The organism is Shewanella sp. 8A, assembly GCF_023475945.1.
Lineage (GTDB): Bacteria > Pseudomonadota > Gammaproteobacteria > Enterobacterales > Shewanellaceae > Shewanella > Shewanella xiamenensis.
Window position 1 is genome coordinate 1 of the sequence record NZ_JAMDJP010000042.1, and the last position, 15,526, is coordinate 15,526.

Annotated in this window: 10 protein-coding genes; 6 read left to right on the forward strand and 4 right to left on the reverse strand. The window is 46.7% G+C overall.

The features are described from left to right. Nucleotides 1–201: 201 nt before the first annotated feature. Nucleotides 202–1,608, reverse strand: coding sequence for a glutamate synthase small subunit GltD family protein (locus tag M0413_RS20560; RefSeq protein WP_249555480.1), 1,407 nt, complete (start codon nt 1,606–1,608; stop codon nt 202–204). Nucleotides 1,609–1,614: 6 nt separating this feature from the next. Then, on the reverse strand, nt 1,615–6,063 hold the full coding sequence (gene gltB / locus M0413_RS20565; RefSeq protein ID WP_249555482.1) for a glutamate synthase large subunit: 4,449 nt from the start codon (nt 6,061–6,063) through the stop codon (nt 1,615–1,617). Nucleotides 6,064–6,649: 586 nt separating this feature from the next. Between gltB and mnmL the strand changes: the two genes are divergently transcribed. The 3 genes from mnmL (at nt 6,650) to oxyR (ending at nt 9,271) form a co-directional block, all read left to right on the forward strand. Then, complete coding sequence (gene mnmL, locus M0413_RS20570; protein ID WP_037427624.1) at nt 6,650–7,579, forward strand: tRNA modification radical SAM protein MnmL/YtqA; 930 nt, start codon at nt 6,650–6,652, stop codon at nt 7,577–7,579. A gap of 185 nt (nt 7,580–7,764) precedes the next feature. Continuing rightward, complete coding sequence (locus tag M0413_RS20575; protein WP_249555483.1) at nt 7,765–8,130, forward strand: Hpt domain-containing protein; 366 nt, start codon at nt 7,765–7,767, stop codon at nt 8,128–8,130. Between the two features lie 229 nt (nt 8,131–8,359). Continuing rightward, entirely contained in the window at nt 8,360–9,271 is a 912-nt protein-coding gene (gene oxyR, locus M0413_RS20580) for a hydrogen peroxide-inducible genes transcriptional activator OxyR (RefSeq protein ID WP_050991326.1), read from the forward strand. A gap of 29 nt (nt 9,272–9,300) precedes the next feature. Here the strand turns inward: oxyR and M0413_RS20585 are convergent, their stop codons facing one another. Next, on the reverse strand, nt 9,301–10,308 hold the full coding sequence (locus tag M0413_RS20585; protein WP_211164521.1) for an adenylate/guanylate cyclase domain-containing protein: 1,008 nt from the start codon (nt 10,306–10,308) through the stop codon (nt 9,301–9,303). A 183-nt stretch (nt 10,309–10,491) separates the two neighbouring features. Next, on the reverse strand, nt 10,492–11,163 hold the full coding sequence (gene mutH, locus M0413_RS20590) for a DNA mismatch repair endonuclease MutH (protein WP_249555485.1): 672 nt from the start codon (nt 11,161–11,163) through the stop codon (nt 10,492–10,494). A 690-nt stretch (nt 11,164–11,853) separates the two neighbouring features. On the opposite strand from mutH, the gene rppH reads away from it, so the two are divergent. Genes rppH through M0413_RS20605 form a run of 3 tightly spaced genes read left to right on the forward strand, consistent with a single transcriptional unit; the run spans nt 11,854 to nt 15,495 of the window. After that, nucleotides 11,854–12,378 carry an RNA pyrophosphohydrolase gene (gene rppH, locus M0413_RS20595; protein ID WP_037415562.1) on the forward strand — a complete coding sequence of 175 codons (525 nt, stop codon included), beginning with the start codon at nt 11,854–11,856 and terminating at the stop codon, nt 12,376–12,378. 23 nt (nt 12,379–12,401) lie between these two features. After that, on the forward strand, nt 12,402–14,636 hold the full coding sequence (ptsP, locus tag M0413_RS20600) for a phosphoenolpyruvate--protein phosphotransferase (protein ID WP_249555487.1): 2,235 nt from the start codon (nt 12,402–12,404) through the stop codon (nt 14,634–14,636). A gap of 58 nt (nt 14,637–14,694) precedes the next feature. After that, the gene (locus M0413_RS20605; protein WP_037415568.1) at nt 14,695–15,495 is read left to right on the forward strand and encodes a sulfite exporter TauE/SafE family protein; all 801 of its coding nucleotides are present in this window, start codon (nt 14,695–14,697) and stop codon (nt 15,493–15,495) included. Nucleotides 15,496–15,526 lie beyond the last annotated feature (31 nt).

Below are 15,526 nucleotides of genomic sequence, written 5' to 3' on the forward strand. Positions count from 1 at the left end.
GCTGGATGGTAAACGGGAAAGGGCATATCCACGAGTCCTTAAAATGAGCAAAAACAAGTTTCCGGTTAGACCAAAGAAAAATGCCGTTCACTCTTAAGTGAACGGCATTACACCCTAAGGTGCGCCAAAATTCACAAGCAAATGGTGGACTCGTGGGTACGAGTCCTAGACTCACAGCTACAGCGGTACAACAAAAAACCATTAATCTAAGTAGTTAAGAATGCCTTGCGCGGCATCACGTCCTTCGGCAATTGCGGTCACAACCAGATCCGAGCCACGGACCATATCGCCGCCAGCAAATACCTTTGGATTGGTGGTTTGGAATGGATTATCGGCCTGTTTACTGGCTTTTACTCGGCCCCATTGGTCGAGTTCAATGCCGTAATCGGCAAACCAAGGCGCAGGGCTAGGTTGGAAACCGAAGGCGATAATTACCGCATCGGCGTCGAGTAGCTGCTCACTGCCTTCAATCGCTTCGGCACGTTGACGGCCACTCGCATCGGCTTTACCCATTTGAGTTTCAACGCATTCGACACCCACCACTTTGCCATCCTGGGTTTTAATCGCCACGGGTTGACGATTAAACAGGAAGTTCACTCCCTCTTCACGGGCGTTTTGCACTTCGCGGCGAGAACCCGGCATGTTGGCTTCGTCACGGCGATAGGCACAAATCACGCTGCTAGCCCCTTGGCGCACGGCGGTGCGAACACAGTCCATGGCGGTATCTCCACCACCTAAGACCACCACGCGCTTACCGGCAAGGTTAAGGTAAGGCGTATCAGGGCTTGTGCTGCCCATCAGGTGTTGGGTATTGCCAATCAAGTAGGGCAGGGCTTGGTACACGCCTTGCGCATCTTCGCCTTCAAGGCCCGCTTTCATGGCGGTGTAGGTTCCCATGCCGAGGAATACCGCATCGTATTCCTCAAGCAGTTGGTTAAAGGCGACATCTTTGCCCACAGTTACGCCCAGTTTGAACTCGATGCCCATGCCTTCTAACACAGTGCGGCGAGTTGCCATCACGGCTTTATCCAGTTTAAAAGCGGGAATACCGTAGGTCAGCAGGCCACCAATCTGGGGATATTTATCAAATACCACAGCCTTAACCCCATTACGGGCCAGAATATCGGCGCAGCCTAAGCCAGCTGGACCTGCGCCCACAATCGCCACTTTTTCTTTACGGGGCGTGACCTTGCTCATATCCGGACGCCAGCCTTGGGCGATGGCGTTATCGGTAATGTATTTCTCCACATTACCAATAGTCACGGCGCCAAAGTCGGCGTTTAGGGTACAAGCCCCTTCACAGAGTCTGTCCTGTGGACAGACGCGGCCGCAGATCTCGGGCAGGGTATTGGTCTCATGGACTAAGTCCGCCGCCTCCATGATCCGGCCCTGTTGCGCCAGTTTCAGCCAGTTGGGAATATAGTTGTGCAGCGGGCATTTCCACTCACAATAAGGGTTACCGCAATCGAGACAACGGTCCGCTTGTTCACTCACCTGAGCTTGAGCAAAGGGCTGATAAATCTCAATAAACTGAGTCGAACGCTTTGCTGCAGGGTGTTTAGTTGGGTCTTTACGACCCACTTCAATAAATTGAAAATCGTTACTCATCTGCTATTACCCCGCTTTTACTGCCAGTTCCGGGCTCGATTGCTCTAATTTGAGCAGATCTGCAACGGCGATATTTTTCGGTTTCACTAAAACAAAGCAATCTAACCAGTTGGCAAAGTCGCTTAAGATCATCTTCGCGTGCTCACTGCCAGTCTCGGCCACATGCTCTTCAATTAAGCCTTTCAAATGCTGTTGATGGATAGGTGACTCGAGTTTTTGGATATCGACAAGCTCGTTATTCACACGGCGGTTAAAGCGGCCAAATTGGTCGAAGACATAAGCAAAGCCGCCCGTCATCCCCGCGCCGAAGTTGACCCCGGTTTTACCGAGCACGACCACAATCCCGCTGGTCATGTATTCGCAGCCGTTATCGCCTAAGCCTTCAACTACGGCGATGGCGCCCGAGTTACGTACCGCAAAGCGTTCACCCGCTTGGCCCGCGGCGAAGAAGCGTCCGCCAGTTGCGCCATACAGACAAGTGTTACCGACAATCGCGCTGCGCTCGCTCTGGAATGGGCTACCCAGCGGTGGATAAATAACAATCTTGCCGCCCGACATGCCTTTACCGACATAGTCGTTGGCATCACCGCAGAGCTTGAGTTCGAGGCCTGGGCTATTCCATACCCCAAAGCTTTGGCCGGCACTGCCATTAAAGCTGAGTTTAATCGGTGCCTTAGTGCCTTTAACGCCAAGGGTAGTTGCGATATAGCCCGACAGGCGTGCGCCCACTGAGCGGTCAGTGTTGTTGATACTGTAAGCGGCATCGAAACACTCGCCCTTATCTACTGCACTCTGGCACTCGTTGAGCAGATGTTGGTTGAGTAAGCCTAAATCTGCTGGTGGATTGGTTTCCTGCCAAGTACGCGAGGTGCTGGCTCTGACCTTCGGCTGATACAGGATCGGCGCTAAATCGAGTCCGCGTTGCTTATCGGTTTGGCCTTCTAAGGTATGTAGCCACTCACTGCGGCCGACTAAGTCTTCGAACTTGCTGACCCCTAGGGTTGCCATCCATTCGCGCACTTCCTCGGCGACAAACTCAAAGTAAGTCATCACTCGCTCTGGTAAGCCGTGGTAGTGGTTATCGCGCAGTTTCTTGTCCTGAGTTGCGACACCAGTAGCGCAGTTGTTCAGGTGGCAAATACGCAGGTACTTACAACCTAGGGCAATCATAGGCACAGTCCCGAAGCCAAAGCTCTCGGCGCCGAGTAAGGCTGCCTTGATGACGTCGGTTCCGGTTTTTAGGCCGCCATCGACCTGCAAGCGGATCTTATGGCGCAGGCCATTTTCCACCAGAGATTGATGCACTTCGGCAAGGCCGAGTTCCCATGGGCTGCCGGCGTATTTCACCGAGGTGATAGGACTCGCGCCCGTGCCGCCATCGTAGCCAGAAATAGTGATCATATCGGCGTAGGCTTTTGCTACACCGGTGGCGATCGTGCCGACACCTGGCTCAGACACTAACTTCACGGAGATCAGTGCCTTGGTATTGATTTGTTTTAAATCGAAAATCAGCTGGGCTAAGTCTTCGATAGAGTAAATATCATGGTGTGGTGGTGGTGAAATTAGTGTTACACCGGGACGCGCGTGGCGCAGCCCTGCAATTTCCACACTCACCTTATGGCCTGGCAATTGGCCGCCTTCACCGGGTTTTGCACCCTGGGCCACTTTAATCTGCAACACATCGGCATTGACTAGGTAATGGGCGGTTACGCCAAAACGTGCCGAGGCAATTTGTTTAATTGCCGAGTTACGCTCGGTGTTAAAGCGGCGAGCATCCTCACCACCTTCACCCGAGTTAGAGCGGCCACCTAAACGGTTCATTGCAATGGCTAATGCTTCATGAGCCTCGGGGCTTAAGGCACCGATACTCATGGCCGCACTGTCAAAACGTGGGAACAAGTTACTAGCAGCTTCGACCTTATCCAGTTCAATTGCGGCTTGGTCAGCCTTAATGCCAATCAAATCCCTTAGGGTGGCAACTGGACGGTTATCGACTAATTCGGCAAACTTCTTATAGGTCGCAAAATTCTTGTCAATTAAGGATGCCTGCAGCGTGTTGACCACATCTGGGTTGAAGCAGTGGTACTCACCGCCATCTACGTATTTGAGTAAACCGCCTTGTGGCAGTGGCACATGGGCGCGGTAAGCGGCCTTATGCAGCAGCGCTTGATCGTTGGCGATATCCTCAAAGCTGGCGCCTTCGATACGACTCACCACTCCTTTAAAGCACAGTTCAATCACATCACTGGCGATACCAATGGCTTCAAACTGCTGGCTACAACGGTAGGAGCCGACGGTGCTGATCCCCATTTTCGACATGATCTTACGTAGACCCTTCTCGATGCCGTAGCGGAAGTTCAGCATCAACGCCGTGGTATCGGTCAGTTGATGGCGTTTCGCTAGATCTGAGATTGATTCATACACTAGATACGGATAAATCGCCGTAGCACCAAAGCCGAGTAGCACTGCAAAGTGGTGCGGATCTCGCGCCGAGGCGGTCTCAACAATGATGTTGGTATCGCAGCGTAGGCTCTTACTCACAAGCATTTGTTGTACTGCGCCGACTGCCATGGCCGCTGGGATTACCTGCGCCGATTTATCAATCGCACGGTCGGATAAAATCAGCAGCGTAGTGCCACTGCGGGCTAAACGCTCGGCTTCCGAGGTGATGCGGCGAATCGCCTGTTCTAAGCCTTCTTTCGGATCGTAGTTTAAATCGACGATATTGGCGCGATAGTAAGTGCTATCTAATCCGAGTAATTGATTGAAATCACTGAATAATAAGATCGGTGAGTTGAACATCACTCGATAGGCATGGCCAGTAGTTTCGTTGAAGAGGTTTTGTTCGCGGCCAATGCAGGTCGCCAGAGACATCACGTGCTTTTCACGCAATGGATCGATAGGCGGGTTAGTGACTTGAGCGAATTTTTGCCTGAAATAGTCATAGAGCGAGCGTGACTTTTTCGACAATACGGCCATTGGCGTATCATCGCCCATGGAGCCAGTCGCTTCTTCGCCTTGTTTTGCCAGCACCCAAATCACTTGTTCAAGCTCTTCGCGGGTGTAACCAAACTGCTTTTGATATTGCAGTAGTTGCTCAGGGCTTAATTCACTGGCGCCATGTTGCTCTGTCGTTAGCTGCTCGGCAGGAATTAAAGTACGACTGTTTTTCGCCATCCATTCTTTGTAGGGGTGGCGACGCTTAAGATCGTTATCGATTTCGAATGACTGATATAGACGGCCATTTAATGTATCTAACACTAACAGCTCGCCTGGGCCGACACGGCCTTTTTCAATCACTTCATCGGCGGCGTAGTCCCAAATGCCGACTTCTGAGGCGAGGGTTAAGATACGATCTTTAGTGATCACATAACGAGATGGGCGCAGACCGTTACGATCGACCGCGCAAGCGGCGTGGCGACCGTTGGTCATTACGATCCCCGCAGGACCATCCCATGGCTCCATATGCATGGAGTTAAAGTCATAGAAGGCTTTTAGCTCGTCATCCATCTCAGGGTTACTTTGCCATGCTGGCGGGATCAGCAAACGCATGGCGCGGTATAAGTCCATCCCGCCAGAGAGCAGCATCTCGAGCATATTGTCGAGGGAGGAGGAGTCTGAACCCGTTTCATTCACAAAGGGTGCCGCCTGTTGTAAGTCAGGCAGCAGCGGCGAATTAAACTTATAGGCGCGAGCGCGAGCCCATTGGCGGTTACCGGTAATCGTATTGATCTCGCCGTTATGGGCAAGATACCTAAAGGGCTGAGCGAGTGGCCATTTAGGTGAAGTATTGGTTGAAAAGCGTTGATGGAATAGACAAATGGAGCTCTTCAAACGGATGTCGGCAAGGTCGGGATAGAATGCGGGCAGGTCGGCAGGCATCATTAAGCCTTTGTAGACGATGACTTGACCTGAAAGACTCGCGACATAAAAGTCTTTATCGTCAGTAATTTGTTGCTCTAAACGGCGGCGAGCCATGTAGAGACGTCGCTCAAGATCTTTCTCACGCCAACCAATGGGGGCGTTAATCAGCACTTGATAGATTTGCGGTAGGCTCGATTTACCAATCTCACCCAATACCTCAGGATTGATAGGGACTTTACGCCAACCAGCAATGCTTAAGGTTTCACGCTCCAGTTCGCGTTCGAGGATGAATTTAGCTTGGTCGGCTAATTCCTCATCTTGGCTTAAAAACAACATGCCTACAGCGAATTTGCGGCTCAAGTGCCAGTCATTTTCTGCGGCTACGGCCTCAAAGAATTGCAATGGTAGCTGCATCAATAAACCACAGCCGTCCCCAGTTCGACCATCAGAGGCGATACCGCCACGGTGTTTCATGCGATCAAGGCCATGGATAGCTGTGCGCACGATACGATGACTGGCTTCGCCATCCATTTGTGCAATCAAGCCAAACCCACAATTGTCCCGCTCAAAACTGGGATGATATAAGCTCATACAAAAACCTCCCTTGACCTCAACGAAATTACTACTCGGGAGAAATGTAAAGACTTTCTATAGATATGCACCCGAACCACCCAAATTAGCCTGAGATTAACTAAAGGTCAAACCAAAATTTTGCATAAAATATGGGTATTAATTCATGTTTCATACACAAAACACAATTGCTTGACGTTAACGTTAACTGATTAAAGTGTCGTATAACATTATGAATAAAAAGAATTTTAAAAAATGAAAAACTTGTAAGTTACCAAAATGTAACATTGGCGCGGATTGTTTTTGATTTAGAAATAGTGATTTTTATTGCAAATACAGTGTTTGTATAAAAATATGAAATAAGTGAATTGTTATTCTTTTTGGTTGTGAGTGCTATCACAGAATGTAAAGGCCCTGTGAGGGGCGGCTCAGGTTTTTAGCTTGGATATGGTGAATATTATGAGAGTTTGATTTACCGCCAAGAAAAGTGTGGTCGCTTTGTTTATCATGAGTTTTTTCGTCTATCTACACATCATTATTTCTTCTTTCTTGTGATTTTATCTTGGTTATTTTTAATGAAACGACATGAAATATGGCAGGTGAGCTAATGGGGCTCGATGCATACGTAAACACATTTGGTGCTGTTTGTAAGGCTAAATACGGTGAGCGATTACGCAAGCTCACCATAGATGCCAAATTCACTTGTCCTAACCGTGATGGCACGCTTGGACGTGGTGGTTGTACCTTTTGCAACGTGGCGTCCTTTAGTTATCAGCAAACGGAAACGCTCAGCATCAGTGAGCAGCTAGAACAAGGGAAAGCCCGTTATAAAGAGGCGAAACCCAAGCTGAATGCGGATAAGTTTATCGCTTATTTTCAGGCTTATACGAGCACTTATGATGAGTATCAAGTGTTGATGGCTAAATACGATGAGGCGGTCAAAGACAGTGAGATTGTGGGCCTGTGTGTTGGCACTCGTCCCGACTGTGTGCCAGATAATGTATTAGATTTATTAGCGAGTTATCAGCAAAAGGGCGTCGATGTCTGGTTGGAGCTTGGTCTACAAACCGCCAACGACAAGACGCTACACAAGATTAATCGTGGCCATGATTTTGCCTGTTATTGCGATACCGTTTTGCGGGCGAGAAGTCGAGGATTAAAGGTGTGTACTCACCTTATCTTAGGTTTACCCAGTGAGACTCGTCTCGATTACATGGCGACACTGCAGGCGGTGCTGACGCAGGGCGTAGATGGTTTAAAGCTTCATCCATTACATGTGGTTGAGGGCAGTACTATGGCAAAAGCTTGGCGCGCAGGGCGCTTACCTTTGCTCAGTATTGAGGAGTATGCGGCTTGTGTCGGCGAACTGGTTCGGCATACACCGAAAGAGGTGATCTTTCATCGGGTGACCGCCTATGCGAAAAAACCGATACTGCTGGCACCCGATTGGTGTGGTTATCGTTGGAATGGCTTAGTGGCGATTGTTGAGGATCTTGCGAGTAAGGGTGGACAAGGGGCGGCATTAGCGCGACCATAATGTCCATATTTGCTGAATGGATTCATTTGGTAATTTTTTATCGCTAATAGTATTTGATATAGTTGATTTTTTGTTAATAAAAACATCTTTTGACCACAAATGCTGCTATAAGTTGCGCTGACAATTTTAGTGGGTATCATGTCATAAATTTGTTTTAAGCATTGGACTACTTAAGGGAGGCCTAGATGGCCACAGTTGAATTAGAGACAATTCTAGATCTCAATACGTTAGAACAGTATTGCAGCGCGATTGGTGCCGGTACTTTGCTAAAGAGCGTGGTGTTATTTGAGCAATTAATGCCTGAATATGTTGGGAATCTAGTAAAGGCTAACGAAGCTGCTGACAAGGACACTTTATGTTCTGAGGCCCACAAATTTAAAGGTGCAGCGGGTTCAGTTGGTTTAAAACGTATTCAGCAAATTGCCCAATTACTGCAGCATGGCGAAGAAGCGCGTTGGGAAGTTGAACATGCAACTTGGGTCGCGCAAATTGTTGAATTTGCGAGTACCGATCTGCAGCAATTAAAGCAATTCTTACAGGCTAAAGCCTAGTTTGGTTTGCGAGGTGCGGCGTAAAGGTTGCACCTCGATAACTTCTTCCTTCTCGTTTTATCCCCCCTTTTGCTTTTCCCTCCGGTATTCTGAGTCGCCTCAAGCGTTTTACCTTGATTGAAAATCGATTTTGCTCACACTATTGAGTAATTTAGCCGCGTTTTAGTTGATAACTTATGGTAGAGTTGATTAAATTTATTAATTCATAACCGTAGTGGCAATCGATAAAATGAAAAATTTACCTAGCCTTAAGAATCTATATTACTTGGTGAATCTTCATCAAGAGCAGAATTTTAATCGCGCCGCTAAGGTGTGTTTTGTCAGCCAATCGACTCTGTCAAGTGGCATTCAGAATCTTGAAGAACAGCTTGGCCACCAGTTAATTGAACGGGATCACAAGTCTTTTATGTTCACCGCTATTGGTGAGGAAGTGGTGCAACGTTCTCGCAAAATCCTCACGGATGTAGATGATTTAGTTGAATTGGTTAAAAACCAAGGTGAGCCTATGACGGGGGATATCCGCTTAGGTTGTATTCCTACCATTGCTCCATTTTTACTCAGCCGCGTTGTCAAACAGTGCCAACACGCTTATCCCGCGATGAGCCTATTACTCAAAGAGGATACAACAGAGCGCTTACTCGATGCGTTGGGTAAAGGGGAGTTAGATATACTCATTCTTGCTCTACCCGTTGATACCAGTGGCTACCACAGCATGAAGGTAGGTATTGATCCCTTTAAGATGGTGATCCACAAAGATTTAGTGGGTGGAATTCATCAGCCGATTGATTATCAGACATTACCTGATGAGAGTATTTTTCTGTTGCAGAGCGAGCATTGTATTACTGGCCATGCCATTACTGCTTGTCAGTTGGGCGACAGTGCTAAAGTCAATCCTTTTGCTGCCACGAGTCTGCATACCTTAGTACAAATGGTAAATAGCAAACTGGGCACAACGTTCTTACCGCAAATGGCGATTGATGCAGGGATTTTGAATGATACCGATCTGGTGGTCATGACTCCACCAGGTGAAGCGCCATATCGCGATATCGGTTTAGTATGGCGACAAACAACCAGCCGAATTTTAACTTTCCGTACGCTAGGTTTATTGATCCAAAAATTGTTAGCTAACGAAACCGCATAATCACTGAGTATTTTTGCTTTTGGTGAGTTTTATAAAGGGGAAACACCAAACACTTCAATCGAGTGTTGTTTCCCTTTTAATTTAATCGGGCCCAGATTAGTCAAACGATACTCACTGTTAGGATTATCGAGTCGTCCCGCTAAGGCGCCAGAGATCAACATACGCTGTCCTAAGGGATTACATTGATCCTGCAGTCTCGCTAACGTATTTAGCACATCACTAAAGAAGCTAATTTCTTGTTTTTGAACACCCACAACTGCAGCAACGACTTGCCCACAGTGAGCCGCCGCTTTAAATTTAGGCACAAAACCATAGTGTTCTTCAAAGTAACGTCTCTGCCAATTTAATTGCTGGCTAAATTCAAAATAGATATTCATGCAGCGGTCGTGCACAACACCTTCCTCTAAGGGCCAATGGATTAATACGGCATCACCCATATAGCGGTAGATTTCAGCTTCGTTATTACTCACAGTATCTGAAAGTAAGCTAAAACTATCTTGGATTAGGCGACTAAAGCGATAATCGCCAAGGGATTCAGCGTGAGTTGTTGAGGCGACCATATCTAAGTAAAGAAATAAACGCTGTTCGTATCTTGGCTTATGGTATTTGCCTAAACCAATATTGAGTAAAATACGTGGCCCAACTAAAAGCCCCATCTGCTCCACAAAGGCTAAACTCACTCGTACAACGACTAAATAAACAATTAAGGCTTGGAATGAGGGACTATAGAGAATATGCGCCGTAAGCATTTGTCTAAGGGTCGACATGTGATTTTCAATGGCCCACATATTTAGAAATTGGGTCATATAAGCTAAGGTTGTTGCACCTAATAGCAGGAACAATCCTTTAAAAATGACTGAGAAGATATAAGGTAGGCGATTGATAGCGCTAAAATCAGCTATCAGATTGGACATCCAGTGTAAGCTGCCAAAAATAATCCCCATATAGACAGCGAGTGTCGCGAGATCAGCCGAACCTACAGCCCATTGCGGCAGTTCTGGTGATTGGGCATATCGAAAAAACACGAATGCAGCCATGGCTATCGCCCAAGCTAATATCGCAAAAAGAAGTTTTTTCGCTTGTCTACGAGTTCTCACAACGGGTTTTGTATCCGAATACGGCCATATATTTCAGGATGCCGTAGTTTATAGAAAATCATCACTAGAGTGCCAGTGATATTTGTGATCTGGATCAATACAACGCTATATAGCTACGAAAATTTAACCAAACACTTTATTTAATATCATTGCTGTAAAGGCGGTCTTGAGATAAAAACCGCGAGGATTGGTCATTTTGAGGCTGCCATCCTCGGCAATACTTCGAGTCAATGCCTTACTATTAGCGGCTTTAGGGCGTAATTGGAGAACTTCACCGTGCCTAGCGGTGAGATTTTCGACTTTACCAAGAGCAATCAGCTCCATGATTTCTTCCCAATCCTGTTGCAGTAATGCTTGCTCTTGTGGATCGGGCTGCCACAGTATCGGTGTGCCAACTCTGCGTTCACCCACAGGGATATGTCGCTCCCCCTCTACTGGTACCCACAGTACTCGTTGTAACTTGTGACACACTAAGCTGTCTTGCCAAGTTAATCCTTCAATATTGGTCAGCGGTGCAACGCACACATAGGTGGTTTCAAGTGGTTTGCCCTGATGATCAATGGGGATAGTTTTTAGCTCTACTCCGAGGTGAAGAAAATCTTGTTCGGGTTTCGAACCTGCTATCGCACCTAATTCCATTTCAATGAGTTGTCCCACCCAACCTTTATCGCGTTTCAGATTGTCGGGGACACGAATGCCGCGATGGGTAGCAATTTGCGCCAAAGATACGCCGGCCATCATATTAGCGCGTTCGAGCAATTCGCTCAGATTTTGAGGGGGAATAATAGGTTTCATAGGCGAATTTTACTGGAAAATAACTGCTTAGCAACCAAGGTCAAAAAATGAACATTAAAAAAAGAATAAGTGCACTGCTAGGTTTTTGTATTTAAGTGTATGATTTACATGGTTTTTATCTGGTTTTTGGCAGGGTTCAGTTAAAGTGTTCAAAGTTACTCTCGGCTTTCCCTTGCGTTTCTCACATATTTATCCACAGATATTATGGATAACTCACAATGCGTGTGCCTTTAACTGAATAAAATCTTTGAGTCAATGGTAGTAAGTGGCATTTTTAAATAGGAATGTGGGTAATTTTGGGTGTGCTCTGTGTATAACATTTAAGGATTACTCTAATTAAATAATAGAATTTATTTTAGGTTAAAAAGTGAGCATTTGTGTGTTTGGATAGATATTCTGTAAATTGTTAAGGTTTATCTTAATGATTTATAGGTTATTTTTTTGATGTGGTATGCATTGTGATGTATATTCTATTTGTTGTTTTTTGAACGATATACCTAGTTTACCCGAGTTTCAAACAGAGATATCCACAGAAAATGTGGATATCCCCTTAAATTAAGTCGATGAGTTGTTGATAAAGTAGTAAGTTGAAACTATTTATCCAAAGATAAGCTGAAAATAGAGGTTTGCTGAGAGACGGGCTTTGTGAAACAATCGCTTTATTAAAATTTATCCTTATTTGGAGTCCATGTGATTGATAGCGACGGCTTTCGCGCAAATGTGGGCATAATAATTTGTAACAGATATGGCCAAGTCATGTGGGCCAGACGGTTTGGACAACACTCATGGCAGTTTCCCCAAGGCGGTGTAGATGATGGTGAATCGGCCGAAGAGGCAATGTACCGTGAATTGTATGAGGAAGTTGGCTTAAAACCCGAGCATGTCACTATATTAACCTCGACGCGCTCTTGGCTAAGATACCGTTTACCTAAACGCTTAGTGAGACAGGACAGTAAGCCTGTGTGTATTGGCCAAAAGCAAAAGTGGTTTCTGTTACAACTCAAAAGCCAAGATAGTGCGATTAATTTAAGTTCTTCAGGCCACCCTGAGTTTGACGATTGGCGCTGGGTAAGTTATTGGTATCCGGTGCGGCAGGTTGTCTCATTTAAGCGTGATGTTTATCGTAAGGTCATGAAAGAATTTGCGGTAACGGCATTGTCATTCCAAACCCAGGAAATACCGAGGAAGCGGGTAAGACAAAAGACAACGGGCTGATTTTCAAAAGAGGATTGAAAACAGTGTTAAATACGCTCAGGGATATTACCCAAGCTGTGGCTTCTGCCCACAGCTTAGAAACCGCATTAGAAGTCCTAGTTTCATCGACCAAGGCTGCGATGGAAACCCAATGTTGCTCGGTCTATATCCTAGAGCAGCAAGAACTCGTTTTATCCGCAACCGATGGTCTCGAAAAGAGCGCTGTCGGTCGAGTGCGCATGCCTTTAACTCAGGGCTTGGTGGGCTTAGCTGCCGAGCGTGAGGAGGCGGTGAATTTAGCCGATGCACGTTTACATCCGCGCTTTAAGCTCTTTCCCGAGGTTGCAGAAGAAGAATACCGTGCCTTTTTAGCTGTCCCTATTATTTATCAAAAAGCGGTTGTGGGTGTGATTGTGGTGCAGCAAGCTAGTGCACGGCAATTTAGCGAAGGCGAAGAAGCCTTTTTAATGACCTTGGCTGCGCAGCTTGCGATGGCGATCCGAGGATTAAAACAAAAGGCGCAGGTCAGTTCACTCCATCAACAGATTTTATTCCAAGGGACATCTGCATCCAGTGGGATCGCTATTGCACACGCGTTAGTGCTCGGTGGGGAGATTTCCCTCGAACAGCCCGATGTGCGCTGCGAGGACATTGCCCTTGAATCTAGCCGTTTAGTCGCGGCAATGGGGCGTTGTAAAGAGGCGATTGGTGCGCTATCTCAGCGTTTCGACCGAGAACAAGATGAGGAGGTCGCCTCAATATTCAATGCCTTACAGTTACTACTCGATGATGCCAGCCTCGGTGGTGAATATACCCGTGAAGTACAGTTGGGCTGGGAGGCTGAATCGGCGGTGAGCCGGGTTTCGTTGCGTTATATTCAGCAGTTTTTGGCGATGGAAGATCCTTATCTCAAGGAGCGGGCGAGTGATATCCGCGATTTGGGGCAAAAGGTGCTAAGGCAATTGATTGAGCCTGAGCGATTAGAGCATGAACCTGATAAACCTGTAATTTTAGTGACGAAAGAAGCCGATGCTACAATGTTGGCTGAATTTCCTCGGCAAAAATTAGCCGGGATTGTGACCGAGCTCGGTGGCGTTAACTCCCATGCGGCGATTTTAGCGCGTGCGCTTGGTGTACCAGCGATTACAGGCGTTGAACAGTTACTTTCCGCCGATATTGATCAAAAGCTGTTAGTCGTCAATGCCAGCCGTGGGCAGCTTATGGTGTCGCCATCGCCTGCTATTGTTAGCGAGTATCGCAGCCTTATCTCAGCGCAAAAAGCGTTGCAGCGCCAATACGCACAGGAGTTAGCGCTGCCCTCTGTGATGCTTGATGGCACGCGAATTAGACTCTATCTCAATGCGGGATTACTCAGTGGTGTCGCCTCGGAAATTGCCGAAGGGGCAGATGGTATTGGGTTATATCGCACTGAAATCCCCTTTATGTTGCAGCAGCGTTTTCCGAGTGAATCCGAGCAGGTAAAGGTTTATCAACAGGTACTCTCAGCGGCTTCGGGTCGCCCGGTAGTGATGAGAACCTTAGACGTTGGTGGCGATAAGCCTTTGCCGTATTTCCCGATTAAAGAAGACAATCCTTTCCTCGGTTGGCGTGGTATTCGACTATCACTGGATCACCCTGAGCTGTTTCTTGTGCAGTTAAGGGCCATGTTGCAGGCTGGCGCAGAAGGCAAGCAGTTAAGCATTTTGTTACCCATGGTCAGTAATTTAGATGAAATCGATCAAGCTCTAGCCTACTTAGAGCAGGCTTATATTGAACTCAAAAATGATGTCAACAGCAATATCGAAATGCCGCGTATTGGCATAATGCTCGAAGTGCCTGCAATGCTATATCAGTTAGATGAAGTGGCAAAGAGAGTGGATTTTGTGTCAGTTGGGAGTAACGATTTAACCCAATATTTACTCGCAGTCGATCGCAATAACCCGAGGGTCAGTTCATTATTTGACAGTTATCATCCGGGGATTTTGCGGGCCTTACATCAGGCAAGAATAGATTGTGAATATCATCATCTTGATATCAGTATCTGTGGTGAGTTGGCTGGCGAGCCCATGGGCGCGATCTTGCTTGTGGCGATGGGATACAACCAATTGAGTATGAACCAAGGCAGTTTAGCGCGAATTAACTATCTGCTGCGCCGAGTCTCTGGTGATGATTTAGCACAGTTACTCGCGCAGGCGTTAAGCCTATCTAACGGTTTCCAAGTGCGTGAGCTGGTTAAAGAATATTTTACTCAGCAAGGATTAGCCACAATTCTTAATTAACTAATCGTGCCTTTTGCTTTAAGCTAAGGCTTCACTTAATCACGCTGTAGGTATTCGTGTGGATAGTTTGTTGTTGGTGTTCTTTATTTGCTTGGCGTTAGGTGCGTTTGTCGGTTTTATGGCAGGATTATTAGGTATCGGCGGCGGCTTGATTGTCGTGCCTGCATTGCTTTATATTTTGCCATCGGTCGGTATTAGCTCTACTCAGCTACCCCATATTGCGATTGCCACTTCGCTAGCCGCCATTATTCTTACCTCTATTTCATCGGCACGTGCCCACCATAAGCGCGGTAATGTGCCTTGGGAATTGTTCAAATCAATGTTACCGGGCCTGATTATAGGCGCGCTGGCTTCAGGTTTTATTGCTGAGCGTATTCCTGCTGATGCTTTACAGAAAGGTTTTGCCATCTTTGTGATTTTAATGACAATTCAAATGGCTTATCCCGTAAAAGCCGAATCAAATCGCCAATTACCTAATTCAGTCGTGCTTTTTGTTGTATCGGCTTTGATTGCGGTTTTGGCCGGTTTGACAGGTATAGGTGGCGGTATACTGATAGTGCCATTTTTGACTTTTTATGGTTTACAGATGCGTCAAGCCGTGGGTTTTTCTGCTGCGATGGGCTTTTTAATCTCTCTTTCTGGCAGTTTCGGCTATATTATTGCGGGCATGAATGCCCCTGAATTGCCTTATGGTACCTTAGGCTATATCTATTTACCGGCGTTATTTGGCTTAATCATAACCTCAATTTTAATGGCTCCGGTTGGTGTGAAGGCTGCAAGCACTTGGCCCACCCCAGTCCTTAAAAAAATATTTGCACTTTTACTCCTTTGTGTCGGTCTCAAATTAATTCTGAGCTGATTTTTAGTTTTTAGCCCTCAATTTGAGGCTG